Here is a 26,035-nt window from a genome sequence, read left to right on the forward strand (position 1 = left end):
CGGCAGCGCGCCCGCTAGAGCGGCAGGCCGCAGTCCCGCGCGAACTTGGTCAGCATGGCACGCGGATCGGCAGTGCCGGTACGGTCCTCGAGCAAGGGCAGCAGCACCTTGCGGGCGGCGGAGACGTCGGTCTCAAGGAGCATCGCCTTGACCGGCCCCATGGCCGCCGGGGAGACCGACAGAGAGCGGTAGCCCAAGGCGGCGAGGGCCACCGCCTCCAGCGGCCGGGAGGCCAGTTCGCCGCACAACGTCACGGGCTTGCCGTGGCGGAGGCCCGCCTCCGCCACCAGCCGGAAGGCCCGCAGGGCCGGGGGGGAGAGCGGATCGAAGCGGTCGGCGACCCGCACGTTGGCGCGGTCGGCCGCATAGAGGAACTGCACGAGGTCGTTGGAGCCCACCGAGAGGAAATCGGCGCGCGACAGGATCTCGTCCAGCTGGAAGAGCAGGGACGGCACTTCCACCATGGCGCCCACCTGGACCCGATCCGGCAGGGCGTGGCCGTGACGGCGCAGGTGAGTCAGCTCCCGCTCCACCATGGCCCGGGCCCGGTCGAATTCATCCACCGCGGCGACCATGGGGAACATCACGCGCAGCTCCCGCCCCGCGCCGGCGCGCAGCAGGGCACGCATCTGGCTGCGCAGCAGGCCCGGCCGATCCAGCCCGAGGCGGATGGCACGCCAGCCGAGGGCCGGATTCTCCTCCTCCACCGTGCGCATGTAGGGCAGCACCTTGTCGCCGCCGATATCGAGGGTGCGGAAGGTGACCGGGCGGTCGCCTGCGGCGTCCAGCACGGCGCGGTAGAGCTTCAGCTGTTCGGAGATGCGCGGGAAGGCCGACGCGATCATGAACTGTAGCTCGGTGCGGAACAGGCCGATGCCCGCCGCGCCGGTCTCGGCGATGTGGGGCAGGTCCACCAGCAGGCCGGCATTGAGGTTCAGGTCCACATGCACGCCGTCCTTCGTCACGGAGGGCCGGGTGCGCAGCGCGGCATACTGGGCCTGCCGGCGGGCGCGGAAGCGCACCTTCTCGGCATAGGCCTCCTCGACGTCGCCGGGCGGGCGCAGATGGACCTCGCCGTTCTGGCCGTCGACGATGACCGGATCGCCCTGGTCGGCGAGGCCGGCGGCATTCTCCACCTGTCCCACGGCGGCGATGCCGAGGGCGCGGGCGACGATGGTGACGTGGCTGGTGGTTCCGCCTTCCTCCAGCACGAGGCCGCGAATGCTGGTGCGATCGTAATCCAGCAGCGCCGCCGGGCTCATGTTGCGGGCGACGAGGATGGCGTTCTCGGGCAGCGCCTCCCGCTCCATGCCGCGGGACCGTCCGGTCAGCTCGCGCAGGAGCCGGTTGGCGAGGTCGTCGAGGTCGTGCAGGCGCTCGCGCAGATAGGGGTCGGAGGCGCGCATCATGCGGGCGCGGGTATCCGACTGCACCCGCTCCACTGCGCCCTCGGCGGTGAGGCCGGAGAGGACGGCCTCGCGCATCTTGTGCATCCAGCCCCGGTCGTGGGCGAACATGCGGTAGGCTTCGAGGATGTCGCGATGCTCGCCGGCCTTGGAGAGGCCGTCGTCCTCCAGCATCAGGTCGATGGAGTGGCGCAGCTTGCCGATGGCGGCATCGAGCCTGGCGGTTTCCTTCACCACGTCGTCGGCGATGACGTTGGTCACCCGGATGCGCGGCTCGTGCAGCACCACATGGCCAAGGCCAAGCCCGTCGGCGAGGGCGACGCCCTTGAGATGCAGCGGCCGGCGCACGGCGGGTTCGGCGCCCGGCTTGGCCAGCGCCGTCAGTTCGCCCGAGGCGATCATCTCCGCCAGCACCATGGCGGTGGTCTGAAGGGCCTCGATCTCCTCTTCCGTATAGGTGCGGCGGGCGCGGTTCTGCACCACCAGAACGCCCAGCGTGTTGCCGCCGCGCAGGATAGGCACGCCGAGGAAGGAGTTGTAAATCTCTTCGCCCGTCTCCGGACGGTACGAGAATTCGGGATGGGACTGGGCGTCCAGCAAGGCGAGCGATTCGGCCTCGCGCGCCACGTGGCCGACGAGGCCCTCATCCACGCTCATGACGGTCAGATGAACCGCATCCCGGTTCAGGCCTTCCGTAGCGTACAGCTCAAGGGTCTGATCGACGCGCAGCACGTAGACCGAGCAGACTTCCGCCACCATGTTGGCGGCGATCAGCACAACGATCTTGTCGAGGCGGTCCTGCGCGCTGACCGGCTCCGCCATCACCTCACGGAGACGCCGGAGCAGCACGCGCGGACCGCCGAGCGCGCCACGCATCGGCCGCATCCTTAAAAATGAGCGGGTTCAGTAACCCCGCGAGGCTATCCAACGGATGGCGCGCCCCCGCAGGGCTACCGTCAACGGTTCCGCCCTCAGCTGTCCAGCCCGTATAGCGAATGGAGAGTCCGGACCGCAAGTTCGGTATAGGCCGCATCTATCAGGAAGGAGATCTTGATCTCCGACGTGGTGATGGCGCGGATGTTGATACCACGGCCCGCCAGCGCCTCGAACGCCTTGGCGGCGACGCCGGCGTGGGAGCGCATGCCGATGCCGATGACCGACACCTTCGTCACGTCCCCGGCGCCTTCGATCGCCTGGAAGGCGATGGAATCGCGGGCCCGCTCGATCACCGCCTTGGCGCGCTCGAAATCGGCCGTGGGGACGGTGAAGGTGATGTCGGTATAGCCGTCCGCGGACACGTTCTGGACGATCATGTCCACATTGATGTGCGCGTCCGCCAGCGGACCGAACACGGCGGCGGCGATGCCGGGCTTGTCGGCGACGCGACGGATGGAGACCTGGGCCTCGTCCTTGGAGAAGGCGATGCCCGTGACCACCTGCGATTCCATCTGGCTTGCCACGATTTCCTCCTCGTCGCAGATGAGCGTTCCGGCCTTCTCGACCTCGCGCATCTCCGGCGCGTCGGGGTCCACAAGGCTCGAGCGCACAAAGGTGCGCACATTATGCACCATGGCGAGCTCCACCGAGCGCACCTGCAGCACCTTCGCGCCGAGCGAGGCCATTTCCAGCATTTCCTCGAAGGCAATGCGGTCGAGGCGGCGGGCCTTGGGCACCACGCGCGGGTCGGTCGTGTAGACGCCGTCCACGTCGGTATAGATGTCGCACCGCTCGGCCTTCAATGCCGCGGCCACCGCCACCGCCGAGGTGTCCGAGCCGCCGCGGCCGAGCGTCGTGATCCGCCCCGTGGGCAGGTGGATGCCCTGGAAGCCGGCGATCACCGCCACCTCGTCGCCCTCGATGGAGGTGGCCAGACGGTCGGCGTCGATGTCCATGATGCGGGCGGAGCCGTGCGCATCGTCGGTGGAGATCGGGATCTGCCACCCCTGCCAGGACCGGGCGGAAACGCCCATTTCCTGCAGCGCGATGGCGAGCAGCCCGCTCGTCACCTGCTCGCCGGAGGCGACCACCGCGTCATATTCACGCGCGTCGTAGAGCGAGGAGGCATCCTTGCACCAGGCGACCAGTTCGTTGGTCTTGCCGGACATGGCGGAGACCACGACGGCCACCTTGTAGCCGGCCTCCACCTCGCGCTTGACGTGGCGCGCCACGTTGCGGATGCGCTCGATATTGGCGACCGATGTGCCGCCGAACTTCATGACAAGCCGAGCCATCGCTCGTGCCTTTCTTCGCCAGATATCCTTGGGGTTGCACGCGTGCGGCGCCGATCACGGCGGCCGGCTTCAGCTCCGCATCATTTTCGCCGGCTGAGCCGGGCACGCGATGCCTGGGGTGCGGAGGTGGCCGAGCGGAACATCCCTTAAGTCCTTGCGCGCGGGGTTTTCGAGGTCGCGCAGCTGTTGGGGCGCCTCCATAGCGGCAACGGCGGGCCGGGGCAACCGCTCTGCGCAAAGCCGGAAAACCTGCTTGCGGCGCGGGGAGCGCACAGGCATCAACCGTCTGTCCCACCGGAGCCCCGCCCATGACCGAAGATGCCTTCGCGCTCGACCCCCGCCTCGCCGCGGACGGACCGGCCGTGGGGGACCTGCCGTTGTGTCATGTGCGGCTGGTGGAGGACCGGCGCTTCTTCTGGGTTTCCCTCACGCCACGCCGGGCGGCCATGTCTGAGGTTTTCGACCTCGATGCCGACGACCGCCTGACGCTCATGGAGGAGGTCGCCCTCGTCTCGCGGGCGCTGAAGGACATTACGGGCTGCGCCAAGCTGAACATCGCGGCGCTGGGCAATATGGTACCGCAACTCCATGTGCATATCATCGCCCGCAATCCCGGCGACGCGGCCTGGCCGGGCGTGGTGTTCGGTGCCGGCGCCCGCGAGCCGATGGGCGATCTGGAGCGCCAATCCCGCCTCGATGCCCTGCGCGGGCGGCTCAGTGTGCACAGCCCAGCCTTGCCGGTGGGATAGCCTTGCCTCGGCTCCGGCTGCGTGCGACGGTCGCCATCAATTCGCAGCCTGCCGCCTGCCGGGGTCGTCTGGTCCATGTCCTTCATTTCCCGCCCCGATCTCGGCGTCTGGCCGACCCTTGGTTATGTGGACAGCCCGCTTGACCGCGCCTGCCACCTGCGTGCCGGCGCCGCCGATCTCCTGGATCATCCGGCCGCCCGCTTCTACCTGCTCGGCGGGGAACTGGTCGCGCTGAAGGGCGCGGGGCCGGTCTTCGATCCCCTGTTCGACCGGGCGGAAGCCGAGGCGCGCGGGCGCGGCGAGCCCCTGTTTCTGGGCATCGAGAGCGACGGCGCGCCGCGCTTCGCCAAGGGGTTCGATCCTGCCCTGAGGGAGGCGCTGGAGGGCGATGGGCTTACGGTCCCCGACCTGCGCACCATCGCCGTCAGCGGCCTGATCGCACCGCATCACCTCGGGCCCGTCGCCTGCGGCAAGGCGTTGCGCGCATGGCATACACGGCACGGTTTCTGCGCCAATTGCGGCGCCGCCTCGCGCATCGTGGACGCTGGCTGGCGGCGGGATTGCCCCTCCTGCGGCGCCCAGCATTTCCCGCGCACCGATCCTGTCGTCATCATGCTCACCGCCCGCGGGGACCGCTGCCTGCTCGGCCGGCAACCCCATTTCGCCCCCGGCATGTGGTCAACCCTCGCCGGCTTCGTGGAACCCGGCGAGACCATCGAGGACGCCGTGCGCCGCGAGACTTTGGAGGAGGCGGGCGTCCGGACGGGGGAGGTTCGCTACTTCGCGACCCAGCCGTGGCCCTTTCCCATGTCGCTGATGATCGGCTGTATCGCGCAGGCGACGAGCGAGGACCTCGTCATCGACCGCAACGAACTGGAGGATGCCCGCTGGTTCGGCCGGGACGAGGTGATGCTGATGCTCACCCGCACCCATCCCGACGGGCTGTTCGTGCCGCCGCCCATCGCCATCGCGCACCATCTGATCCGCAGTTTCATCGAGGGCGGGCATGCTTGAACCGGCGGCGCCCGATGGTGCTCCACGCCCGGCGCGCCTTGCCCGTCTGACGCATCTGCTCGACCGTTTCTTTCCTGATTCCCGCCGCGGCACGCGGACCGGGCGCCGGCCGCCCTCCCTCGTCTACGGGCTGGATGACCATGTGCCGCCTGCTGCGCTGATCCCGCTCGCCGCCCAGCACGCCATGCTGGCCGTGACCTTCCTGATCTACCCGGTGCTCGCCGCCACCGAGGCCAAGCTGCCCGCCGACCAGATCTCGGCCATGGTCTCGGCCTGCGCCATGAGCATCGGGGTCGCCACCATCATCCAGTGCATGCGCACCCGCTTCGGCTCGGGCTATCTCGCCGTGCACATCCCCGCGCCCGGAGCGATCCCGCTGGCGGTGCAGGCGCTGGCGCTGGGCGGGCTGGGGCTGATGGCGACGACGACGCTCCTCGTCGGCATCGCGCAATTGTTCATCGCCCGGCTGGTGCGACCGCTGCGCGTGCTGCTGCCGCCGGAAGTCTGCGGCGTCGCGGTGAGCATGCTCGGCGTGTCGCTCGCAAGCCCGGCGCTCAGGCGGGCGCTCGGGCTCGACCATGGCCCCATGGTGGAGGAGAATGCCGTTCTCTCCAGCCTCGCGACGGTGGGCATCATCGTCGCCATCACCGTGTTCGCGCCGCGGCGGCTGAAGCTTTTCGCGGTGTTCGCGGGGGCAAGCATCGGCTGGATCGTCGCCCTCTCGCTCGGGGCCGGACGCCCTGAAGCACCTGAAGCCATTGCCGCGGCGCCGCTCCTCGCCTTGCCGACCCTGACGTTGCCGTCCTTCCAGTTCGCCCCGGCGCTGTTTCCGCTGATGGCGTTGCTGGTGGTGATGAACCTCGTGGACGTGCTCTCCGTCACCGTGTCGCTGGAAAAGATGAACGATGCCGACTGGCGCCGCGCCCACATGCCGGCGGCGCAACGGGCGGTGACGGCCTGCGGCATCGGCAACATCCTGAACGGGCTCACCTCGGGCTTCCAGTCGGGGCTCTCGTCTTCCTCGGTGGGTCTCGCATTCGCCACCCAGTCCACGGCGCGCGTCATCGGCTTCACCGCCGGCATCATGATCTTCGCCATCGCCTTCGTGCCCAAGGCGATCGTGGCGCTCACCCTCATTCCCTCGCCGGTGATCGGCGGAATCCTGCTCTACACCTCCGCCTATCTGGTGGTGGCGGGCATGGACCTCGTGACCTCGCGCCGCCTCAGCGAGCGGCGGGTGTTCGTGGTCGGGCTCTCGGTTCTGGCCGGGCTTTCGGTGGCGCTTTTGCCCATCACCCGCCAGCTTCCGCTGATGCTGCAGCCCTTGTTCTCGACGCCGCTGACGGTCGGCGCGCTCAGCGCCATCATGCTCAACCTGCTGTTCCGCATCGGCATCGCGCAGGAGGCGGTGGAGCAAGTGCCGGAGGGCGCGCACGCCTTCCCCTTCGTGCGGGATTTCCTTGAAAATCAGGGCGATAACTGGGGCGCCCGGCGCGATGTGATCGCCGCCGCCATCCCCACGGTGGCCCAGGCGCTGGAATTGGTGGCCGACAGCGGCATCGCCGAAGGTCCCATCGAGCTGCGCGCGCGGTTCGACGAAAGCCACCTCGATGTCTCGGTCGTCTATGACGGTATCGTCATGGAGGCCCCGAAGGAGCGACCCTCACCAGAAGCGCTTCTGGGCGACGCCCAGGAGCAGGCTTCCTTCGCGGCCTATATGCTCACCCATCTGTCCGACCACGTGAGCTTCGGCCGCACCGCCGGTCGCGCCCGCATCATGGTGCGGTTCGATCATTAGGCGTTGCTTTCGCTCAAGCGCCGCGCGGGCTGGGATGCTGCGTTCGCTCAGGCGTCGTGCGGGCTTACGGGCGGGACTCAGATCGCCGGATCTGAGTCCCCGAATCGCGCCCGGTAGGGATGCGCGGGATAGACGCCCAGGATGCGCATCTCTCTGGAGAAAAAGGCCAATTCTTCCAGCGCCAGCTTCACGGACCGGTCGTCCGGATGGCCTTCCACGTCGGCATAGAACTGGGTGGCGGTGAACTGGCCGTCGAGCTGGTAGGACTCCAGCTTGGTCATGTTCACCCCGTTGGTGGCGAAGCCGCCCATGGCCTTGTAGAGCGCCGCCGGGACGTTCCGCACGCGAAAGACGAAGGTGGTGATGACCGGCCCGCGCCCCGCCGGAGCCCAGTCGGCGCCACGGGTGAGGATGATGAAGCGGGTGGTGTTGTGGGCCTCGTCCTCGATGTTCTCGGCGAGGATGTCGAGGCCGTAGATGTCCGCCGCTAGGCGGGAGGCGATGGCGGCGCGGGTCGCGTCGTTCGCCTCGGCGATCTCGCGGGCGGAACCTGCTGTATCTGCACCGATAATCGGCGTGAGGGAAAGGGTGCGGATGGCCTTGCGGCACTGGCCCAGCGCCATCACGTGGCTCTGCACGGTCTTCAGCGTGGAGAGGGTCGCGCCCTTCACCGCCATGAGCTGGTGGGAGAGCGGCAGGAAGTACTCGCCGACGATGGAAAGGCTCGACTGCGGCATCAGATGATGGATGTCCGCGACCCGCCCCGCCACCGAATTCTCTATGGGAATCATGGCGTAAGCCGCCGCCCCATTCTCCACGGCGGCGAACGCGTCCTCGAAGGTGGGGCAGGGCACGGCTTCGAAGTCGGGGAAGACCTCGCGGCAGGCGATGTGGGAGTTGGCGCCGGGCTCGCCCTGGAACGTGATACGTCGGCTCATGGGCATGCTCATTTTTCCTGCGCGAGAAGGGCCCGTGCCCTTTCCAGATGGGACGGGGTATCGACCCCCAGCGGCACCGCGTCAACCACCGCCACGTCGATCCGCATGCCGGCCTCAAGTGCCCGCAATTGTTCGAGTTTTTCCCGTTTCTCCAGGGGAGAAGGCGGCAGGGAGACGAAGCGCTCCAGAGCCGCCCGGCGATAGGCGTAGAGGCCGATGTGGTGGTATAATGGCCCCTCTCCATAGGGGGCGGTGGCGCGGGTGAAATAGAGCGCGCGCAGCAGTCCCGGCGCCAGCGGCGAGCCCACCACCTTCACCACGTTCGGGTCGGTACGCTCCTCGGCAAGGGTGATTTCGGCGGCCAATGTCGCGATGTCAGCCGAGGTTGCCAGTAGGGGAATCAGTGCCGTTCGGATGGTGTTCGGTAGAATCGTCGGCAGGTCGCCCTGCACATTGACCACGATCTCCACCTCGCCCGCCGGATCGAGGGCGGTGAGCGCCTCGAAAATGCGATCCGAGCCGGAGGGGTGGTCCGCCCGCGTCATCACCGCCTCGAGGCCGGCGGCAGTCACGGCGGCGGCGATCTCGGGGGCGTCGGTGGCGACCGCCACCCGGCCGATGCCGGCTGCGACCGCGCGCCGCGCCACCTCGACGATCATGGGGCGGCCGCCCACGTCGGCGAGCGGCTTGCCGGGCAGGCGCGTCGCGGCCATGCGGGCGGGGATGAGCACGAGCACGCGCCCGGCCGGATGCCCGGTGGGGGCTGGGGCGGGGGAAGGGGTGTCGGCCGGCATGGGCGGGGGTCCTCGGCGGGGTCCGGAAGGCCGCTCCGGGACAGACGCGGGGAGTGGCATTGGGGCGCGCCTTATACGGGTTGCTTCGACCGGTTCAAAGTGCTTAGTGTCGCCGACGGTTCGTGGGGCTCCCCCGCGCGCCATTCATCGACATGCTTGGGGCCGGGCAGCGCGCCGTTTCGGTGCAGCGCCCGGTGGGACACAGGACCTCCGAGGGGCGTAGCGCCGATGGACAGTTTTGAATTGAACAAGATCGCGGGTGCAGTTCTGGGCACGCTCACGCTGACCCTCGGCCTCGGGATCGTGTCCGAAATCCTGTTCACCCCCGAGGCGCCGGCCAAGCCCGGCTTCGAGATCGCGGTGCAGGAAGGCGCAGCCGCTGCCGGCGCGCCCAAGGCGGCGGCCGAGGTTCCGATCGAGCAGCTCTTCGCCACCGCGTCCATCGAGAAGGGTGCGGCCGCGGCCAAGAAGTGCGCCGCCTGCCATAACTTCCAGGAAGGCGCCGGCGCCAAGGTCGGCCCCGACCTCTACGGCATCGTCGGTCGTCCGGTGGCTTCCGCCTCGGGCTTCGCCTATTCCGCGGCCATGAAGGCCAAGGGCGGCGACTGGACCCCGCTGGCGCTCAACACCTTCCTCACCAATCCCAAGGCCGCCGTGCCCGGCACTGCCATGGCCTTCGCCGGCATCGGCAAGGAAGCCGAGCGCGCCGACCTGATCGCGTACCTGAACTCGCTGTCCCACGATCCCAAGCCCCTGCCCACCGCAGCGGCTGCGGCCCCGGCAGCGGCTCCTGCCGCCGCCCCCGCTGCGGCGCCCGCCGGGCACAAGTGATCTGAGGGCGGTGCTCGGGGCGTCCGCTCCGGCCTGATCCTGCTCTGACGAATGAAGCCCTCTCCCGCCTGCGGGGGAGGGCTTTTTCTTTTGGGGCGTGACGCTCTCCCTCCTGCTGTTACCCCGTCATGCCCGGCCTTGTGCCGGGCATCCACGTCGGGCCGCTGGGACGATGCCCGAAAGGTGTTCCCGGCCGAGCCACGTGGATGGCCGGGACAAGCCCGGCCATGACGGCGGTGAGGGGTGGGTGGGTCAGACGAGCGGCCGACAGGCGTCCCCCGCATGGCCCATTCGGCGCGCTACCGTCCGCTATCGCGCCGTCGCCCGGCCATGACGGCGGTGACGGCAGCAGGGCTTGCCGAAGCTTAAGGTCCGATCCAACTTCTGCCGATGCGCGGGGGCTGGGTCTATATCCTCACCAACCGTCCGAACGGCACGCTCTATGTCGGCGTGACGAACGACCTGGTGCGTCGCATTTTCGAACATCGTGAGGGGGAGATCGACGGCTTCACCAAGCGTCACCGCCTGACCCAGCTGATCTACTTCGAGCGCCACGACGAGATTGCGCGGGCCATCCAGCGCGAGAAGACGATGAAGCATTGGCCGCGCGCCTGGAAGGTCGGCCTCGTGCTGGAGATGAACCCGGAATGGCGAGACCTGTACGACGAGATCGCGTCCTGAGTTGTCGCCGTCATGCCGGGACAAGCCCGGCCATGACGGAGGGGGGATAGCTGCGCCGGCCGAACGCGGACAGGTGCATGCCCGCCTTCCGCTTTCCGTTGCGGCGCCTTCCGTTATCGCACCGTCATGCCCGGGCTTGTCCCGGGCATCCACGTCGTGCCGATGGGACGGCGCTCGGAAAGTCTTCCCGGCCGGGCCACGTGGATGGCCGGGACGAGCCCGGCCATGACGGAGGCGAGAGGGTGGACTTGGCAGTGACCTCGGCGGAGGGAGGCCCGCCATTTCACGCCATTGTCATCCCCGGCGCTTTCGCCCGGGCCGGAAGCCTTCCGCATGGGGAGCGCTCCAAGGAGCCGCTTTCCGGCTGCCCACAAGGCTTCCCCAGCGTTCGATGCGCAGGTCGCCCCGTCCTCGCGCCTGCCTCTCCCCCTTGTCGCCGCCATGTTTCTGCCGTCGCGGCGGGTGCCATAATCGGCTATTCCCGGATCGAAGCGCGATCCAACCGGAGTTGCCGATGCTTGCGTCCCTCGCCCGCCGCCTTGCCCTCGCCGCCGCGCTGAGCCTTGCCTTCGCGGCGCCCGGCCGCAGCGCGGAGGACGCGAAACCGGCGCCGGACCCGGCCGCACCCTCTTCCTCCACCGCCGCCGCGCCGGCGGCCACGCCCGCAGCACCCGTGTTCAGGCACGGTCTGTCGCTGATGGGCGAGCCCGCCTATCCCGCCGGCTTTCCCCATTTCAAATATGTGAATCCCGCCGCACCCAAGGGCGGCCTGCTGCGCCTCGCCGAGGACGGCACATTCGACACCTTCAATTTCGTGGTGCCGCGCGGCACGCCCGCGGCGGGCATCAATCTGATCTACGACACGCTCATGGTCGCCGCCTCCGACGAGGTGGCGAGCGAGTACGGGCTGATCGCGGAAGGGGTGAGCTACCCGGCGGACTTCTCCTCCGTCACCTATCGCATCCGCGCCGACGCGCGCTGGTATGACGGCAAGCCGATCACCCCCGAGGACGTGGTGTTCTCCTTCGAGGCGCTGACGAAGAACAACCCCAACCAGCGCTTCTATTACAGCCACGTCACCAAGGCCGAGAAGACCGGCGACCGGGATGTGACCTTCACCTTCGACCAGGCCGGCAACCGCGAGCTGCCGCAGATCGTCGGCCAGCTCACCATCCTGCCGAAGCACTGGTGGACCGGCACGGACGCCAACGGCAAGCCGCGCGACATCGCGCAGGGCACGCTGGAGGTGCCGCTGGGCTCGGGCGCCTATCGCATCAAGAGCTTCATCGCCGGCCGCTCCATCACCTACGAGCGGGTGAAGGACTATTGGGCGAAGGACCTCAATGTGAACGTCGGAAAGGATAATTTCGACGAGATGCGCTACGAGTATTTCCGCGACGACACGGTGATGCTCGAAGCCTTCAAGGCCGACCAGTATGATTTCCGCGTGGAATCCTCGGCCAAGAACTGGGCGACCGCCTATGATTTTCCCGCCCGCGCCGATGGCCGCGTGGTGCTGGAGATGTTCGAGAACCGCTCGTCCGGCGTCATGCAGGCCTTCATTCCCAACCTGCGCCGCGACAAGTTCAAGGACCCGCGCGTGCGCCGCGCGCTGAATTACGCGCTCGATTTCGAGGGCATGAACCACACCCTGTTCTTCGGCCAGTACAAGCGCACCAGTTCCTTCTTCTCCGGCACCGAGCTTGCCTCCTCCGGCCTGCCGCAGGGCCGCGAGCTGGAGATCCTCAACTCGTTGAAGGACAAGGTGCCGCCGCAGGTGTTCACCACCGCCTACACCAATCCCGAAAGCGGATCGGAGGAGGCGCGGCGGGCGAACCTGCGCGAGGCGGCACGCCTGTTCAAGGAGGCCGGCTACGAGGTGAAGAACCGCAAGCTGGTGAACGCCAAGGGCGAGCCCTTCACCATCGAGTTCCTGCTCTCCAGCCCCGCCATGGAGCGGGTGGCGGTGTTCTACCGCCCGGCGCTGGAACGCCTCGGCATCGAGGTGTCGATCCGCATGGTGGACACCTCGCAATACATCAACCGCGTGCGCTCGCGCGATTACGACATCATCGTCTCCGGCTGGGGCCAGTCGCTGTCGCCGGGCAACGAGCAGCGCGAGTTCTGGGGCTCGGAGGCCGCCGACCGGGAAGGCTCGCGCAACCTCGCCGGCATCAAGGACCCGGCGGTGGATGCGCTCATCGAGAAGGTCATCTACGCCACCGACCGCGCCGACCTCGTCGCCGCCACCCACGCGCTGGACCGCGTGCTGCTGTGGAACGAATATGTCATCCCCGCCTGGGGGCTGAACTATACCCGCACCGCGCGCTGGGACCGCTTCGCCCATCCGGCGCAGCTGCCCGCCTATTCCTTCGCCTTCCCCGACATCTGGTGGTTCGACCCGGCCAAGGCGTCGAAGACCGGCGCGGGAGCCGGCAAATGAGCCTCACGCGCCGCGCGCTGCTGGCGTCGTCCTGCGCGCTCCTTGTGCCCGCTCTGGCGAGGGCGCAAGGCGCTTCGCCCGCCCCCTCGGCGGCGGAGTCCGCGGCAGGGGAGGGCGGCACGTCCGCCGCCGCGGTGGAGCGGCACGGCCTCTCCTTCTTCGGCGACCTCAGGTATCCGGCGACCTTCACCCATTTCGACTATGTGAACCCGGACGCGCCCAAGGGCGGGCCCTTCTCCCAGCTCGGCCGCGCGACGTATTACAACCAGTCGCTCACCACCTTCGACACGCTGAACCCCTACAACCAGCGGGGCAACGGCGCACAGGGCATCGAGCTGATCTACGACACCCTGATGGCCGCCGCCGGCGACGAGAAGAGCGCCATGTATGGGCGACTGGCCTCGTCCGTGGTGATTTCGGACGAGGGGCTCACCTACCGCTTCAAGCTCAGGCGCGAGGCGCGTTTCCACGACGGCACGCCGCTCACTTCGGCGGACGTGGTGGCCACCTTCGAGGCCTTCAAGGCGGAGGGCTACGAGACCATCCGCATGGCCCTGCGCGACGTCACCGCCATCGAGGCGGACGGGCCGAACGAGGTGGTGTTCCGCTTCAAGCCGGGCCGCGCGCGCGACGTGCCGCTGACGGTGGCGGGCCTGCCCATCTTCTCCAAGGCGTTTCTGGCCAAGCACCCGTTCGGCCAGTCGTCGCTGGAGGTGCCCATGGGCTCGGGGCCGTACCGCATCGGCCGCTTCGAGCAGGGGCGCTACATCGAGTACAATCGCGTGCCCACCTATTGGGGCCGCGACCTGCCTGTCATGAAGGGGCGCTTCAACTTCGATCAGGTGCGCTACGAATATTTCCGCGACCGGGTGGCCGGCCTCGAAGGCTTCAAGGCCAAGGTCTATCTCTTCCGCGAGGAGTTCACCGCGCGCGAATGGGCCACCGGCTACGATTTCCCCGCCGTGCGCGAGGGACGGGTGAAGGTGGAGACGCTGCCGGACGAGAGCTTCTCCGGCGTGCAGGGCTGGTTTCTCAACACCCGCCGTCCGAAATTCTTCGACCGCCGCGTGCGCGAGGCCGTCGGGCTCCTGTTCGATTTCGACTGGACCCGCAAGAACCTGATGTACGACAGCTACACCCGCACCGTCTCCTTCTTCCAGAATTCGGAGATGATGGCGCAGGGCCTGCCCTCGCCGGCGGAGCTGAAGCTGCTCGACCCCTACCGCGACCGCCTGCCCGAGGAAGTGTTCGGCGAACCCTACGTGCCGCCCCAGTCCGACGGCTCCGGCGAGGACCGCAACCTGCGCCGGCAGGCCCTCAACCTCCTCAAGGAGGCGGGCTATACCGTGCAGCAGGGCAAACTGGTGGATGCCAAGGGCGAGGCCTTCACCATGGAGTTCCTGGACGATGACGGCGGCCTGGAGCGCCACACCGCCCGCTTCATCGGCCATCTGAAGAAGGTGGGCATCGAGGCCACCTTCCGCATCGTGGACCCGGCCCAGTTCCAGCAGCGGCTGCAGAATTTCGACTTCGACCTCGTGGTGCGCCGCTACAGTTTCGCGCCCTATCCCGGCGACGAGCTGCGCGCCTATTTCTCCACCGAGGCGGCGCGCACGCGCGGCTCCTACAATGTGGCTGGTATCGCCGACCCGGCGGTGGACGGCCTCATCAACGCGGCGCTGGCCGCCCCCGACGCGGCCGCCCTCGTCACCGCCTGCCGGGCGCTGGACCGGGTGCTCCGGTCCGGCCGCTACTGGATTCCCCAGTGGTATTCCGGCCAGAACCGCATCGCCTACTGGAACCAGTTCGCCCGCCCGGCGGTGAAGCCGCGCTACGAGTTGGGCGTGCTCGACACTTGGTGGAGCACCGGCCTTGATCCCGCCCGGGGCGGCTGAGGGGCGGCGCCATATGGATGAATCTTCATGTGAAGCGGCAACCTTTTCCCGCCAATATGGTCTAGCCTGAACCGAAGTGCCGCAACGGGACACCTGATGCTCGCTTACATCGTCCGCCGCATCGCCCTCATGGTGCCGACCATTCTCGGCATCATGCTGGTGTCGTTCGTGGTCATCCAGTTCGCCCCCGGCGGGCCGGTGGAGCGCGTGATCGCGCAATTGACCGGCGAGGACGTCTCCGCCACCTCGCGCGTCTCCGGCGGCGGCAGCGACTTCAGCGGGGCGGGCGCGGCGGCGCAGGCCGGGGCGGCGGCGGAGATGTCGTCCAAGTATCGCGGCGCGCAGGGCCTCGACCCGGCCTTCATCAAGGAGCTGGAAAAGCAGTTCGGCTTCGATAAGCCGCCCCACGAGCGCTTCCTGAAGATGATCACGGACTATGCCACCTTCAACTTCGGCAAGTCCTACTTCCGCGACATCTCGGTGCTGGAGCTGATCGGCGAGAAGATGCCCGTCTCCATCTCGCTCGGCCTGTGGATGACGCTCATCACCTACCTCATCTCCATCCCGCTCGGCATCGGCAAGGCCATGCGCGACGGCTCGCGCTTCGACGTGTGGACCTCGGCGGTCATCATCGTCGGCTATGCCATCCCGTCCTTCTTGTTCGCCATCCTGCTCATCATCCTGTTCGCGGGCGGCTCCTTCCTCGATCTGTTCCCGCTGCGCGGCCTCACCTCCGAGAATTTCTGGCAGATGAGCTGGCCCGAGCGCATCGCCGACTACGCCTGGCACCTGGTGCTGCCGCTCACCTCCATGGTGCTCGGCGCCTTCGCAACCATGACGCTGCTCACCAAGAACTCGTTCCTGGAAGAGATCCGCAAGCAGTACGTGACCACGGCGCGCATGAAGGGGCTGTCCGAGAGCCGGGTGCTCTACGGCCATGTGTTCAGGAATGCCATGCTGATCGTCATCGCCGGCTTCCCCAGCGCCTTCATCGCCGCCTTCTTCTCCGGCTCGCTCTTGATCGAGACCATCTTCTCGTTGGACGGTCTCGGCCTGCTGGGCTTCGAGAGCGTGCTCAACCGCGATTATCCCGTCGTATTCGCCACCCTCTACATCTTCTCGCTGGCGGGGCTCATCGTCGGCCTCATCTCGGACCTCACCTACATGCTGGTCGATCCCCGGATCGACTTCGAGACACGGGAGGTCTGAGCCATGGATGCCGTTCCCGTGCTCCAGCCCGGCGCGCCCACCGATGTGCCCGCCGCCCGCGACACCGCCCACGGCCCGCTGCCGCCCCCGGGCGAGACCAAGCCCAAGAGCCGTTTCGCCCTCTCGCCGCTGAACCGGCGGCGGCTGGCGAACTTCCGCGGCAACGGGCGCGGCTACTGGTCGTTCGTGGTCTTCATGGTGCTGTTCGTGCTCAGCCTCGGCGCCGAGTTCATCGCCAACGACAAGCCCATCCTCGTCTCCTATGACGGCGGCTATTACTTCCCCGTCGTGAAGGCCTATCCCGAGACCGCGTTCGGCGGCGACTTCGAGACGGATGCGGACTATCGCGATCCCTTCCTGCAGAAGCTGATCGCCGAGAAGGGCGGCTGGATGGTGTGGCCCTTCATCCGCTTCTCCTACTCCACCCACAATCTGGACCTGCCCACCCCCGCGCCCTCGCCGCCCACCTGGATGCTCACCGAGGCCCAGTGCAAGGCGGCAGCCGAGAAGAAGGGCGTGTCCGGCTGCGCCGGCCTCGAGATGAACTGGCTCGGCACGGACGATCAGGGCCGCGACGTGGTGGCCCGCCTCATCTACGGCTTCCGAATCTCCGTGCTGTTCGGCCTCGCGCTGACCATCGTCTCGTCTGTGGTGGGCGTGGGGGCGGGCGCGGTGCAGGGCTATTTCGGCGGCTGGGTGGACCTCCTGTTCCAGCGCTTCATCGAGATCTGGACGGCCATTCCCTCGCTCTACCTGCTGCTCATCATCTCCTCGGTGCTGGTGCCGGGCTTCTGGGTGCTGCTCGGCATCCTCTTGCTCTTCTCATGGGTGTCGCTGGTGGGGCTGGTGCGCGCCGAATTCCTGCGCGCACGCAATTTCGAATATGTGCAGGCGGCGCGGGCTCTCGGGGTCGGCAACCTCACCATCATGACGCGGCATATGCTGCCCAACGCCATGGTGGCGACGCTGACCATGCTGCCCTTCATCCTGTCGTCTTCGGTGATGACGCTGACGGCGCTGGACTTCCTCGGCTTCGGCCTGCCCCCCGGCTCGCCCTCGCTGGGCGAACTGCTCTCCCAGGGCAAGAACAACATCCAGGCGCCCTGGCTCGGCCTCACCGGCTTCTTCACCGTGGCGGTGATGCTGAGCCTCCTCATCTTCATCGGCGAGGCGGTGCGCGACGCCTTCGATCCGCGCAAGACGTTCGGGTGAGGGGGAAACCATGACCGCTGAACCCCTCCTTTCCGTCCGCGACCTCTCCGTCGCCTTCCGCCGTGGCGATGGCGCGCCGCCGGCGCTGGCGGTGAAGACTGTGTCGTTCGATCTCGCCAAGGGCGAGACGCTGGCGCTGGTCGGCGAATCCGGCTCCGGCAAGTCGGTCACGGCGCTGTCGGTGCTGAAGCTGCTGCCCTATCCCACGGCGAGCCACCCCTCGGGCGAGATCCTGTTCAAAGGGCGCGACCTGCTCACGGTGTCGGAGCGGGAATTGCGCGGCATCCGCGGCAACAACATCACCATGGTGTTCCAGGAGCCCATGAGCTCGCTGAACCCGCTCCACAGCATCGAGCGGCAGGTGGGGGAGATGCTGATCCTCCATCGCGGCATGTCCGCCCATGCCGCCCGCGCCCGCACGCTGGAACTGCTCGCCGAGGTGGGCATCCCCCAGCCCGAGGAGCGGCTTTCCGCCTATCCGCACCAATTGTCCGGCGGCCAGCGCCAGCGCGTGATGATCGCCATGGCGCTCGCCAACGAGCCGGACCTGCTGATTGCCGACGAGCCCACCACGGCGCTCGACGTGACCGTGCAGGCGCAGATCCTGAAGCTGCTCAAGGAGCTTCAGGCGCGGCTCGGCATGGCCATGCTGTTCATCACCCATGACCTCGGCATCGTGCGCAAGATCGCCGGCCGGGTGTGCGTGATGCAGAAAGGCGAGATCGTGGAACAGGGCGGGGCGGAGGAGACCTTCCTCCACCCGAAGCACGCCTACACCCAGGCACTGCTGAAGGCCGAGCCGAAGCCGGACCCGGCCCCCATCGCCCCCGATGCCCCCTTGGTGGTGGAGGCGAGCGACCTCAAGGTCTATTTCCCCATCAAGCGCGGCATCATGCGCAAGACGGTGGGGCATGTGAAGGCGGTGGACGGGGTGTCCGTCGCCATCCGCCGGGGCGAGACTTTGGGCGTGGTGGGGGAGAGCGGCTCGGGCAAGACCACGCTCGGCCTCGCGCTGCTGCGGCTCATCTCCAGCACCGGACCCATCGCCTTCCTCGGCAAGCCCATCGATGGGCTCAGCTTCAAGGCCATGCGGCCGCTGCGCTCGGACCTCCAGATCGTGTTCCAGGACCCCTTCGGCGCGCTCTCGCCGCGCATGTCGGTGGCGGAAATCGTGGAGGAGGGGCTGCTGGTGCACCAGCGCCAGCTCTCAGCCGATCAGCGCGAGGCGCGGGTGGTGGCGGCGCTCGCCGACGTGGGGCTCGATCCCGAGACGCGGCACCGCTATCCCCACGAATTCTCCGGCGGCCAGCGCCAGCGCATCTCCATCGCCCGCGCCATGGCGCTGGAGCCCTCCTTCGTGGTGCTGGACGAGCCGACCAGCGCGCTCGACATGATCGTGCAGGCGCAGATCGTCGATCTGCTGCGCGCGCTCCAGAAGAAGCGCGACCTCACCTTCATGTTCATCTCCCACGATCTGCGCGTGGTCTCGGCGCTGGCGAGCCGCATCCTCGTCATGCGCAACGGCAAGATGGTGGAGGAGGGGCCGGCGCACGACGTGTTCGAACACCCGAAGGAGGACTACACCCGCGCCTTGTTCGCGGCCGCCTTCAATCTCGACGCCACCGGCCACGGCGTGGTGCGCCAGTGACGGTGATGGAAGATCGACCCGCGCGCGTGGACGTGGAAGGCCCGGAGCTGCTGGCCAAGGGCTTCCGCCCCTATGAGCGCTACCGCCTCGTGCTGCACCATGCGGACGGCACCAGCGACCATCAGGTGCGCGACATCGTGCGCGGTGGGCAGGTGATTGCCGTGCTGGGTTACGATCCCGAGCGCGACCTCGTGGTGATGATCCGCCAATTCCGCCTGTCCGCGCACCTCTCCAGCAACCGGGGCGATCTGGTGGAGATCGTCGCCGGCATGGTGGAGCCGGGCGAGGCGCTGGAGGACGCGGCCCGGCGCGAGTGCGTGGAGGAGGCGGGCGTCGCACCCCGCGCTCTGCTCCCCATCCTGACCTTTACGCCCAGCCCCGGCATCACGGACGAGCTGGCCTCCATCTTTCTCGGCGTCCTCGATGCCTCCCGCCTGCCGGAGCGGGCGGGGTCGCGGGAGGAGACGGAGATGACGCAGCCCTTCGCGCTACCAGTGGACGAGGCCCTCGCCGCCATTGCCGAGGGGCGCTGCCTCAATGGCGTGCTGATCCTCGCCCTCCAATGGCTCGCGCTCAACCGCGCGCGGCTGCCGGAGCTGATCGCGGCGGCGGAGCGGGGGTAGGGGGGCGCTGAGACCCGCACCCCCGTTGCCGTCCCTCACCGCCGTCATGGCCGGGCTTGTCCCGGCCATCCACGTGGTTGGGCCGGGGACCCGTCTCACAGCGATGTAAATTCGGCCTGACGTGGATGCCCGTCACAAGGCCGGGCATGACGGCGAAGCAAGCGCGCCGACTGCCGACCTATCCCACCCTCACGCATGCGGCTCCAGCCGGGCCAGATCGAACGCCGCCACGTCCCTCAGCAGCTCCACGAAGGCGCGGGAGCCGTATTCGAAGGCGGCTTCGCCCTTCAGCGCGGTGGCGTGGGTGGCGTCGCCCATGGCGCCGTCGGGGCTCAAATCCTCCGCCAGCCAGCCGAAGCCGACGGGGTGGTTGGCGCGCAGGCGCTGGAACTCGCTTTCCATGGCGATGGAATAGGGCGGGAACGGCCCGGCGTGGCTCATGTCCACCAGCTCGGGGCGGAAGGCGAGCATCAGCGAGGTCTCGATCTCCCCGCCATGGATGCCGTGCGCCCGCTCGTGGTCGGTGAACAGGCCCACGGGGTAGCCGAAGCGGTGCATGGAGCAGGTGACGGCCAGCATCTTGTGGTCCACCCGCAGCGTGCGGGCGACGAGGTCGATCACCGGCACGTTGCCGCCATGGGTGTTCATGAGCACGAGGCGGCGCACGCCGGCGCGGGCGAGGCTGCGGCCCAGCTCCACCCAGGCGGCGATGGCGGTGGCGGGCGAAAGCGTGAGCGTGCCGGCGAACGAGATGTGCTCGTCGGACTTGCCCACCGCCTGCACCGGCAGGAACACCGCGTCCACCTCGCGCGGCACCATGAAGGCGATGCGCTCCACATAGCCCTCGGCGATAAACAGGTCGGTGCCCAGCGGCAGATGCGGGCCATGCTGCTCCACGGCGGCGACGGGCAGGACGGCGACCATGCGGGTCTTGTCCAGCGCTGCGAGTGCCGGTGAGGAAAGTTCAGCCCATTTCAGAAACACCGTCCGCCTCCCGCCCCCTAGCGCGCCAGCCCGCGCCGCCCTACCTCCATGGGAAGGAAAAGCCGCATGATGTCAAGGGTCTGGGGTCCGCAGGACATACCTCGGCCCAGGGGCTTCCCCTCTCCCCTTGCGGGAGAGGGTGGATCGCGGCTCCGCCTCGAGACGGGTGAGGGGAGGACGTCTGCTCGCGGCACCGAGAACACCCCGTGAACCTCGCCTGGACACTGATTCGACCCCCTCCCGTTCCGCGAATGTCCGCCGGCCCCCTTTCGCCATGGCCGTCGCGTCCCGATATGATACAGGACACCCCTCCTTTACGTGGATTGCGCCTGAGCCGATGGACGACGTCACCCGATGGGCCGTGCTGCCGCGCAATCTGAGGGCGCGGGGGGTGAGCGCGGTCCTTGGCCCGACCAATACGGGCAAGACCCACCTCGCCATCGAGCGGATGCTCGGCCATGAGAGCGGCATCATCGGCCTGCCGCTGCGCCTGCTCGCGCGCGAGGTCTACCAGCGCATCGTCGATCGGGTGGGCGCGGAGAACGTCGCCCTCATCACCGGCGAGGAGAAGATCAAGCCGAAAGGCCGCCACGGGACGGGCCCGCGCTACTGGGTCTCCACCGTGGAGGCCATGCCGCGCGATCTCGACGTGGCCTTCGTCGCCATCGACGAGATCCAGCTCGCCACCGACCTCGATCGCGGCCACGTCTTCACCGACCGCATCCTGAACCGGCGCGGCCGGCACGAGACGCTGCTGCTGGGCTCGGCCACCATGCGCCCGCTTGTGGAAAAGCTCATTCCCGGCGTGAACGTGGTGGTGCGCCCGCGCCTCTCCACCCTCACCTTCGCCGGTGAGCGCAAGATTTCCCGCCTGCCGCGCCGCTCGGCCATCGTCGCCTTCTCGGCGGACGAGGTCTATTCCATCGCCGAATTCATCCGCCGCCAGCGGGGCGGGGCGGCGGTGGTGATGGGCGCGCTCTCGCCGCGCACCCGCAACGCCCAGGTGGAGCTCTACCAGTCCGGCGACGTGGACTATCTGGTCGCCACCGATGCCATCGGCATGGGCCTCAATCTCGACGTGGACCATGTGGCCTTCGCCTCGGACCGCAAGTTCGACGGCTGGCAGTATCGCAAGCTCAACCCCTCCGAGATGGCGCAGATCGCCGGGCGCGCAGGCCGCGCGACGCGGGACGGCACGTTCGGCACGACGGGACGTTGTCCACCGCTTGAGGAGGAACTGGTCTCCCGGCTGGAGGAGCATGTGTTCGACACTGCGAAGGTGTTGCAATGGCGCAACGCCGTCGCGGATTTCCAGTCGCCCACCGCGCTCCTCACCTCCCTTTCGCGCCTGCCGAAGGAGGAGGGGCTGGCCCGCGCGCCCACCGCCGATGACGTTGCGGTGCTTGAAATCATGAGCCGGGACATGGAGGTGACGGGCCGTCTCGACGGCGCCGCCGACGTGGAACGGCTGTGGGATGCCTGCCAGGTGCCGGACTATCGCAAGGTCTCCCCGGGGGCCCATGCGGAGCTGGTGGGCACCCTTTTCGGGCACATAAAGGGGGGTGGTCGCATCCCCGATGAGTGGTTCGCGCGTCAAATCGCCTTGACCGATCGCGCAGAAGGCGACATCGACACGTTGTCGAACCGGATTGCGCAGGTGAGGACCCTCACCTTCGTTGCGAACCGGCCCGACTGGCTCAGGGATCCGGAGCACTGGCAAGGCGTCACGAGAGGGGTCGAGGACAAGCTGTCGGATGCGTTGCACGAAAGGCTAGCCCAGCGTTTCGTGGATCGGCGGACCAGCGTGCTCATGCGGCGCCTGCGAGAGAACACGATGCTCGAAACTGAAATCAGCAAGACCGGTGACGTTACCGTCGAAGGCCACGTCATCGGCCACCTCCACGGCTTCCAGTTCGCCCCCGACCCCGCAGCCGCGGCCGGTGGCGAGGAGGCGAAGGCATTGCGCGCCGCCGCCCAGCAGGCTCTGGCCGGCGAAATCGAGCAGCGCGCCCAGCGCCTGTCGCAGGCGGTGGACGAGGCGTTCGTCCTCACCTTCGACGGCACCATCCGCTGGACGGGCGAGGCGGTGGCCAAGCTCATCCCCGGCGACGAGGTGCTGAAGCCGCGCTTCAAGATCATCGCCGACGAGCATCTCACCGGCCCGGCCCGCGATCAGGTGGAGGCGCGCCTCACCCTGTGGGTGGCCGCCCATATCGAGAAGCTGCTCGGCGCGCTCACCAAGCTCGGCACCGCCGAGGACATCACCGGCATCGCCCGCGGCATCGCCTTCCAGATCGTCGAGAGCCTCGGCGTGCTGGAGCGCGCCCGTGTCGCCGACGAGGTGAAGGGGCTGGATCAGGCCGCCCGCGCCACGCTGCGCGGCCATGGCGTGCGCTTCGGTGCCCATCACATCTATCTGCCGGCCCTGCTGAAGCCCGCCCCGCGCGCGCTGGCGGCGGAGCTTTATGCGCTGAAGCACGGCGGCCTCGCCCAGAAGGGCCTCGACGAGCTGCCGCACCTCGCCGCCTCCGGTCGCACCTCCATTCCCGTGGACCACGAGGTGCAGAAGGGGCTCTATCGCGCCGTCGGCTTCCGCGTGTGCGGCGAGCGCGCCGTGCGCGTGGACATTCTGGAGCGCCTCGCCGACCTCATCCGTCCGGCGCTGGCGTGGCGGCCCAACTCCCCCGGCCCCAAGCCGGCCGGGGCAGTGGACGGCCGTGGCTTCACCGTCACCGTGGGCATGACCTCGCTGGCCGGCTGCTCGGGGGAGGATTTCGCCTCCATCCTGAAGTCGCTGGGCTATCGCATGGAGCGCCGCCCCCCGCCGCCGCCGGAGGCCGAGGCCCCCGCCGCTGCGCCGGAAGCGGCCCCCGCGGAACTCGCCCCGCTGCCGGAAGGCGCCATCGAGGCGGATCTCCTGTTCGACGCCCCGGCGGAAGCGCCCGCGCCTGCGGACGAGCCTGTCGGCGAGGATGCCGATGCGCCGGCCGAATCGGCGGACGAGGCGCTCATTGAGGCCCCCGCCGAGGATGTGCCCGCCGAAGAAACCCCCGCTGACGTGGTTCTGGCCGATGCGGCCGAGGCTGAGGCTGCCGCCGAGGCGGTCGAAGTGTCCGGCGATCCCACCGCTGCCGAAGTCGCGGCCGAGGTGGAGGCGCCTGCCGCCCCCGGTGGTCCCGAGGCGGTGGAAGGTGCCGCCGAGGTGGCCGAGGCTGCTGCTGCCGATGCCGCTCCCGCCGAGCCCGAGATGATCGAGGTGTGGCGTCCCGGCCGTCCGCCCGGCGCGCCGCGTCGCGAGCGTCCGGCCGGCGAAGGCCGCCGCTTCGGCGATCGTCCCGGCGGGGATCGCGGCGAGCGCGGTGGCGAGAAGGGTGGCGGACGCGGCGAGCGCCGCGATGGCCGTCCGCCCCACCGCCGTCCCGAGCATGCCCCCGCCGAGGCCGGTGCGCCCGAGGGCGAGCGCGCGCCGCGTCCGCCGCGCGGCGACCGTCCGCCGTTCCGTGGCCCGCGCGAGAACGAGGGCAACCGCGAGCATCGCGGCCCGCGTCCCGAGCAGCGGGCGGACAACCGTCCCGCCCATCAGGAGCGCCGCCGCGAGAAGCCGGCGGACCCCGACAGCCCGTTTGCCGCCCTCGCCGCGCTCAAGGCACGGCTGGAGGCGGAGAAGAAGGGCAGCTGATCCGTGGCGGATCCAGCGGAGCGGCAGAGGCTCGACCGCTGGATCTGGCATGCCCGCGTGGTGCGCGCCCGCGAGGACGCCGCCGATCTGGTGCGCTCGGGCCATGTGCGGCTCGACGGCGCGCGGGTGACCAGCCCCGGCCACATGGTGCGGGCGGGGCAGGTACTCACCATCGCCCTCGACCGGCAGGTGCGGGTGTTGCGCGTGGTCGCCTTTGCGGAACGCCGGGGAGATGCTACATCCGCCCTCGCGCTTTTCGAAGAAATAACAGAAGCGTGACGGGATTTAGGGGCTGCGGCACGCGCAGTTTTAACGGCCTGCGTCCTGCCGCCGCTTGCGTGGCGCGTGCGCCTGCGCTACCCGAGCCCCTCGAAAGGGATTGCCCATGACCTATGTCGTCACCGAGAACTGCATCCGCTGCAAATACATGGATTGCGTGTCCGTGTGCCCGGTGGACTGTTTCTACGAGGGCGAGAACATGCTCGTCATCCACCCCGACGAGTGCATCGACTGCGGCGTCTGCGAGCCGGAATGCCCGGCCGAGGCCATCAAGCCCGATGCCGAGCCGGGGCTGGAGAAGTGGCTCGCGCTCAACGCCGAATACGCCAAGACCTGGCCCAACATCACCCTGAAGCGCGACGCCCCCGCCGACGCCAAGGAATGGGACGGCAAGCCCGGCAAGGAAGAGCTGTTCTCCCCGGAGCCCGGCCAGGGCGACTGAGCGGGCGCGAGGCGGGACGGCCAGAGTGCGTCCCGATCCTGTCCGGTCGACAGACAATGGGAGCGATACCCGGCCGCGGCCACCACGGTGGTCGCCACGAGTATCGGCCATTGCGGGCGCGCTCTGCGTTGCGATGGTGCTCGTTGTCTTTTTCGAGCTGAACGCCGCTGCGATCCTGCTAGCGTTCCCCGTCCTCGGCTTCCTGGTCGTTGCGACGATCGCGGTTCCGATCCTCTCGTGGAGACGACGCCCCCGTCAGGCGCTGGCCTGCATCCTTGGCGTCTCGGCCGTGCTCGCCACCCTGTTCAGCCTGCCCGCCGTTGGTGCGTCCGCCCAGGCCTTCTGGTTCCGCGCGCACCTACCCCGCTATGAGCGGATGATTGACGAGGCGCGCGCCCGGAACCCGGCATCGCCCGTCCGGCTGGTTCTGGAATGGCGCGACCTGTCCCTGTTCGTGACGGCAACGCTCATTGAAGCGGTCGTCTATGACGAGACCGACGGTGTCCGCACGGACCCCTGCCCCGTGCTTGATCGCGACCATTGCCCTGTCGCGCCGGGCGGTCACGTCAAGGCCCCCAGTATGGACTTGTCCGTCGAGCCCATCGAAGGGCACTTCTATAGGGTCATAATGAGCTGAGCCCCCTCAGGGCAGCGCCTCCAGCCGCTCATATTGCGAGAGCACCAGCTTGCCGTCGGCGTCGAGATAGGCGCGGCCGAATTTGGAGGCCTGCAGCCTGTCGGTCTCCTGGTAGATGGTGCCGCCCAGCGGCGGCAAAGCGTTGGGGCGGGCGCAGGGAATGTCGAGCGTCACCTTCTGCCCGACCGAGTAGGCCGCGCCGCGCTCCACCAGCTTCACCGTTCCCGTCACCCCGCAGGTGCCGAACGCGCGCGGCGTGATGGTGACCGCTTCTACCTCCAGCACGATGACGCTCTTCGCCCCGTCGCGGGCGGACGCGTAGACCTGCGGCGACATCAACGCCAGCGCCGGCGCCGCTCCGGCCAGGAGCAGCACCGCCGCGAGGGCGGCCTTGCGGAGGGGGCGGCGGAGCGCTTGCGGCGCGGACCCCGCGCCGCGTCTGTGGTCCATCCTGTGATCCATGCGCTCCTCCCGCCCTTGTCGCTCGCGCCGCCACCGTCCGATGCGATGCCCGGCTGTTCTTGCAGTCCGTTCTGGAGCGA

At 68.6% G+C, this 26,035-nt stretch carries 21 protein-coding genes; 15 read left to right on the plus strand and 6 right to left on the minus strand.

The window, feature by feature from the left end:
* Positions 1–14 precede the first annotated feature (14 nt).
* The gene (gene ptsP / locus A37E_RS0112845; protein ID WP_024277358.1) at positions 15–2,282 is read right to left on the minus strand and encodes a phosphoenolpyruvate--protein phosphotransferase; all 2,268 of its coding nucleotides are present in this window, start codon (positions 2,280–2,282) and stop codon (positions 15–17) included.
* 95 nt (positions 2,283–2,377) lie between these two features.
* Entirely contained in the window at positions 2,378–3,637 is a 1,260-nt protein-coding gene (locus tag A37E_RS0112850; protein WP_029556954.1) for an aspartate kinase, read from the minus strand.
* Positions 3,638–3,945: 308 nt separating this feature from the next.
* Between A37E_RS0112850 and A37E_RS0112855 the strand changes: the two genes are divergently transcribed.
* The 3 genes from A37E_RS0112855 (at position 3,946) to A37E_RS0112865 (ending at position 7,198) form a co-directional block, all read left to right on the plus strand.
* Positions 3,946–4,386, plus strand: coding sequence for an HIT family protein (locus A37E_RS0112855; protein ID WP_029556955.1), 441 nt, complete (start codon positions 3,946–3,948; stop codon positions 4,384–4,386).
* 75 nt (positions 4,387–4,461) lie between these two features.
* A complete protein-coding gene (nudC, locus tag A37E_RS0112860) occupies positions 4,462–5,400 on the plus strand; it encodes an NAD(+) diphosphatase (RefSeq protein ID WP_029556956.1) in 939 nt (312 codons plus the stop codon).
* Positions 5,393–7,198: a solute carrier family 23 protein gene (locus A37E_RS0112865; RefSeq protein WP_051678990.1), complete on the plus strand. Its 1,806-nt coding sequence runs from the start codon at positions 5,393–5,395 to the stop codon at positions 7,196–7,198. Before nudC ends, A37E_RS0112865 begins: the two co-directional genes overlap by 8 nt.
* 77 nt (positions 7,199–7,275) lie before the next feature.
* On the opposite strand, the gene A37E_RS0112870 is transcribed toward A37E_RS0112865, so the two are convergent.
* A complete protein-coding gene (locus A37E_RS0112870; protein WP_029556958.1) occupies positions 7,276–8,136 on the minus strand; it encodes a prephenate dehydratase in 861 nt (286 codons plus the stop codon).
* Between the two features lie 8 nt (positions 8,137–8,144).
* Positions 8,145–8,930, minus strand: a complete 786-nt coding sequence (locus tag A37E_RS0112875) for a 3-deoxy-manno-octulosonate cytidylyltransferase (RefSeq protein WP_051678991.1) — start codon at positions 8,928–8,930, stop codon at positions 8,145–8,147.
* 228 nt (positions 8,931–9,158) lie between these two features.
* Between A37E_RS0112875 and A37E_RS0112880 the strand changes: the two genes are divergently transcribed.
* The 8 genes from A37E_RS0112880 (at position 9,159) to A37E_RS0112915 (ending at position 19,472) form a co-directional block, all read left to right on the plus strand.
* On the plus strand, positions 9,159–9,761 hold the full coding sequence (locus A37E_RS0112880; RefSeq protein WP_051678992.1) for a c-type cytochrome: 603 nt from the start codon (positions 9,159–9,161) through the stop codon (positions 9,759–9,761).
* A 390-nt stretch (positions 9,762–10,151) separates the two neighbouring features.
* On the plus strand, positions 10,152–10,442 hold the full coding sequence (locus tag A37E_RS0112885; RefSeq protein ID WP_029556961.1) for a GIY-YIG nuclease family protein: 291 nt from the start codon (positions 10,152–10,154) through the stop codon (positions 10,440–10,442).
* Between the two features lie 697 nt (positions 10,443–11,139).
* Entirely contained in the window at positions 11,140–12,885 is a 1,746-nt protein-coding gene (locus A37E_RS0112890; RefSeq protein WP_245279451.1) for an extracellular solute-binding protein, read from the plus strand.
* Positions 12,882–14,780 carry an extracellular solute-binding protein gene (locus tag A37E_RS0112895; RefSeq protein WP_029556963.1) on the plus strand — a complete coding sequence of 633 codons (1,899 nt, stop codon included), beginning with the start codon at positions 12,882–12,884 and terminating at the stop codon, positions 14,778–14,780. Before A37E_RS0112890 ends, A37E_RS0112895 begins: the two co-directional genes overlap by 4 nt.
* 96 nt (positions 14,781–14,876) lie before the next feature.
* Positions 14,877–15,989, plus strand: a complete 1,113-nt coding sequence (locus A37E_RS0112900) for a microcin C ABC transporter permease YejB (protein WP_024277367.1) — start codon at positions 14,877–14,879, stop codon at positions 15,987–15,989.
* A 3-nt stretch (positions 15,990–15,992) separates the two neighbouring features.
* A complete protein-coding gene (locus A37E_RS0112905; protein ID WP_029556964.1) occupies positions 15,993–17,201 on the plus strand; it encodes an ABC transporter permease in 1,209 nt (402 codons plus the stop codon).
* Between the two features lie 10 nt (positions 17,202–17,211).
* Positions 17,212–18,849 (plus strand): ABC transporter ATP-binding protein, encoded by a 1,638-nt coding sequence (locus A37E_RS0112910; RefSeq protein WP_029556965.1) that lies wholly within the window; start codon positions 17,212–17,214, stop codon positions 18,847–18,849.
* A gap of 5 nt (positions 18,850–18,854) precedes the next feature.
* On the plus strand, positions 18,855–19,472 hold the full coding sequence (locus tag A37E_RS0112915; RefSeq protein ID WP_029556966.1) for an NUDIX domain-containing protein: 618 nt from the start codon (positions 18,855–18,857) through the stop codon (positions 19,470–19,472).
* Positions 19,473–19,661: 189 nt separating this feature from the next.
* Here A37E_RS0112915 and A37E_RS0112920 read toward each other — a convergent pair whose 3' ends face one another.
* Positions 19,662–20,450 (minus strand): creatininase family protein, encoded by a 789-nt coding sequence (locus A37E_RS0112920; protein WP_280938458.1) that lies wholly within the window; start codon positions 20,448–20,450, stop codon positions 19,662–19,664.
* Positions 20,451–20,793: 343 nt separating this feature from the next.
* Between A37E_RS0112920 and A37E_RS0112925 the strand changes: the two genes are divergently transcribed.
* From A37E_RS0112925 to A37E_RS25340, 4 genes are all read left to right on the plus strand, one after another.
* Positions 20,794–24,135, plus strand: a complete 3,342-nt coding sequence (locus A37E_RS0112925; protein ID WP_029556968.1) for a helicase-related protein — start codon at positions 20,794–20,796, stop codon at positions 24,133–24,135.
* 3 nt (positions 24,136–24,138) lie between these two features.
* A complete protein-coding gene (locus A37E_RS0112930) occupies positions 24,139–24,414 on the plus strand; it encodes a S4 domain-containing protein (protein WP_029556969.1) in 276 nt (91 codons plus the stop codon).
* Between the two features lie 106 nt (positions 24,415–24,520).
* Positions 24,521–24,856, plus strand: coding sequence for a ferredoxin FdxA (gene fdxA / locus A37E_RS0112935; protein WP_024277374.1), 336 nt, complete (start codon positions 24,521–24,523; stop codon positions 24,854–24,856).
* A gap of 133 nt (positions 24,857–24,989) precedes the next feature.
* Entirely contained in the window at positions 24,990–25,493 is a 504-nt protein-coding gene (locus A37E_RS25340; RefSeq protein WP_038193040.1) for a hypothetical protein, read from the plus strand.
* A gap of 6 nt (positions 25,494–25,499) precedes the next feature.
* On the opposite strand, the gene A37E_RS0112945 is transcribed toward A37E_RS25340, so the two are convergent.
* Positions 25,500–25,955: a hypothetical protein gene (locus tag A37E_RS0112945; protein ID WP_156026305.1), complete on the minus strand. Its 456-nt coding sequence runs from the start codon at positions 25,953–25,955 to the stop codon at positions 25,500–25,502.
* Positions 25,956–26,035 lie beyond the last annotated feature (80 nt).

Origin of the sequence: Xanthobacter sp. 91 (genome assembly GCF_000702385.1) — a bacterium.
GTDB lineage: Bacteria > Pseudomonadota > Alphaproteobacteria > Rhizobiales > Xanthobacteraceae > Xanthobacter > Xanthobacter aminoxidans.

Excerpts from the sequence above, each read along its gene's own strand:
- ptsP (WP_024277358.1), bottom strand. The coding sequence starts at position 2,282 with ATGCGTGGCGCGCTCGGCGGTCCGCGCGTGCTGCTCCGGCGTCTCCGT.
- A37E_RS0112850 (WP_029556954.1), bottom strand. The coding sequence starts at position 3,637 with ATGGCTCGGCTTGTCATGAAGTTCGGCGGCACATCGGTCGCCAATATC.
- A37E_RS0112855 (WP_029556955.1), top strand. The coding sequence starts at position 3,946 with ATGACCGAAGATGCCTTCGCGCTCGACCCCCGCCTCGCCGCGGACGGA.
- nudC (WP_029556956.1), top strand. The coding sequence starts at position 4,462 with ATGTCCTTCATTTCCCGCCCCGATCTCGGCGTCTGGCCGACCCTTGGT.
- A37E_RS0112865 (WP_051678990.1), top strand. The coding sequence starts at position 5,393 with ATGCTTGAACCGGCGGCGCCCGATGGTGCTCCACGCCCGGCGCGCCTT.
- A37E_RS0112870 (WP_029556958.1), bottom strand. The coding sequence starts at position 8,136 with ATGAGCCGACGTATCACGTTCCAGGGCGAGCCCGGCGCCAACTCCCAC.
- A37E_RS0112875 (WP_051678991.1), bottom strand. The coding sequence starts at position 8,930 with ATGCCGGCCGACACCCCTTCCCCCGCCCCAGCCCCCACCGGGCATCCG.
- A37E_RS0112880 (WP_051678992.1), top strand. The coding sequence starts at position 9,159 with ATGGACAGTTTTGAATTGAACAAGATCGCGGGTGCAGTTCTGGGCACG.
- A37E_RS0112885 (WP_029556961.1), top strand. The coding sequence starts at position 10,152 with ATGCGCGGGGGCTGGGTCTATATCCTCACCAACCGTCCGAACGGCACG.
- A37E_RS0112890 (WP_245279451.1), top strand. The coding sequence starts at position 11,140 with ATGGGCGAGCCCGCCTATCCCGCCGGCTTTCCCCATTTCAAATATGTG.
- A37E_RS0112895 (WP_029556963.1), top strand. The coding sequence starts at position 12,882 with ATGAGCCTCACGCGCCGCGCGCTGCTGGCGTCGTCCTGCGCGCTCCTT.
- A37E_RS0112900 (WP_024277367.1), top strand. The coding sequence starts at position 14,877 with ATGCTCGCTTACATCGTCCGCCGCATCGCCCTCATGGTGCCGACCATT.
- A37E_RS0112905 (WP_029556964.1), top strand. The coding sequence starts at position 15,993 with ATGGATGCCGTTCCCGTGCTCCAGCCCGGCGCGCCCACCGATGTGCCC.
- A37E_RS0112910 (WP_029556965.1), top strand. The coding sequence starts at position 17,212 with ATGACCGCTGAACCCCTCCTTTCCGTCCGCGACCTCTCCGTCGCCTTC.
- A37E_RS0112915 (WP_029556966.1), top strand. The coding sequence starts at position 18,855 with ATGGAAGATCGACCCGCGCGCGTGGACGTGGAAGGCCCGGAGCTGCTG.
- A37E_RS0112925 (WP_029556968.1), top strand. The coding sequence starts at position 20,794 with ATGGACGACGTCACCCGATGGGCCGTGCTGCCGCGCAATCTGAGGGCG.
- fdxA (WP_024277374.1), top strand. The coding sequence starts at position 24,521 with ATGACCTATGTCGTCACCGAGAACTGCATCCGCTGCAAATACATGGAT.
- A37E_RS25340 (WP_038193040.1), top strand. The coding sequence starts at position 24,990 with ATGGTGCTCGTTGTCTTTTTCGAGCTGAACGCCGCTGCGATCCTGCTA.
- A37E_RS0112945 (WP_156026305.1), bottom strand. The coding sequence starts at position 25,955 with ATGGATCACAGGATGGACCACAGACGCGGCGCGGGGTCCGCGCCGCAA.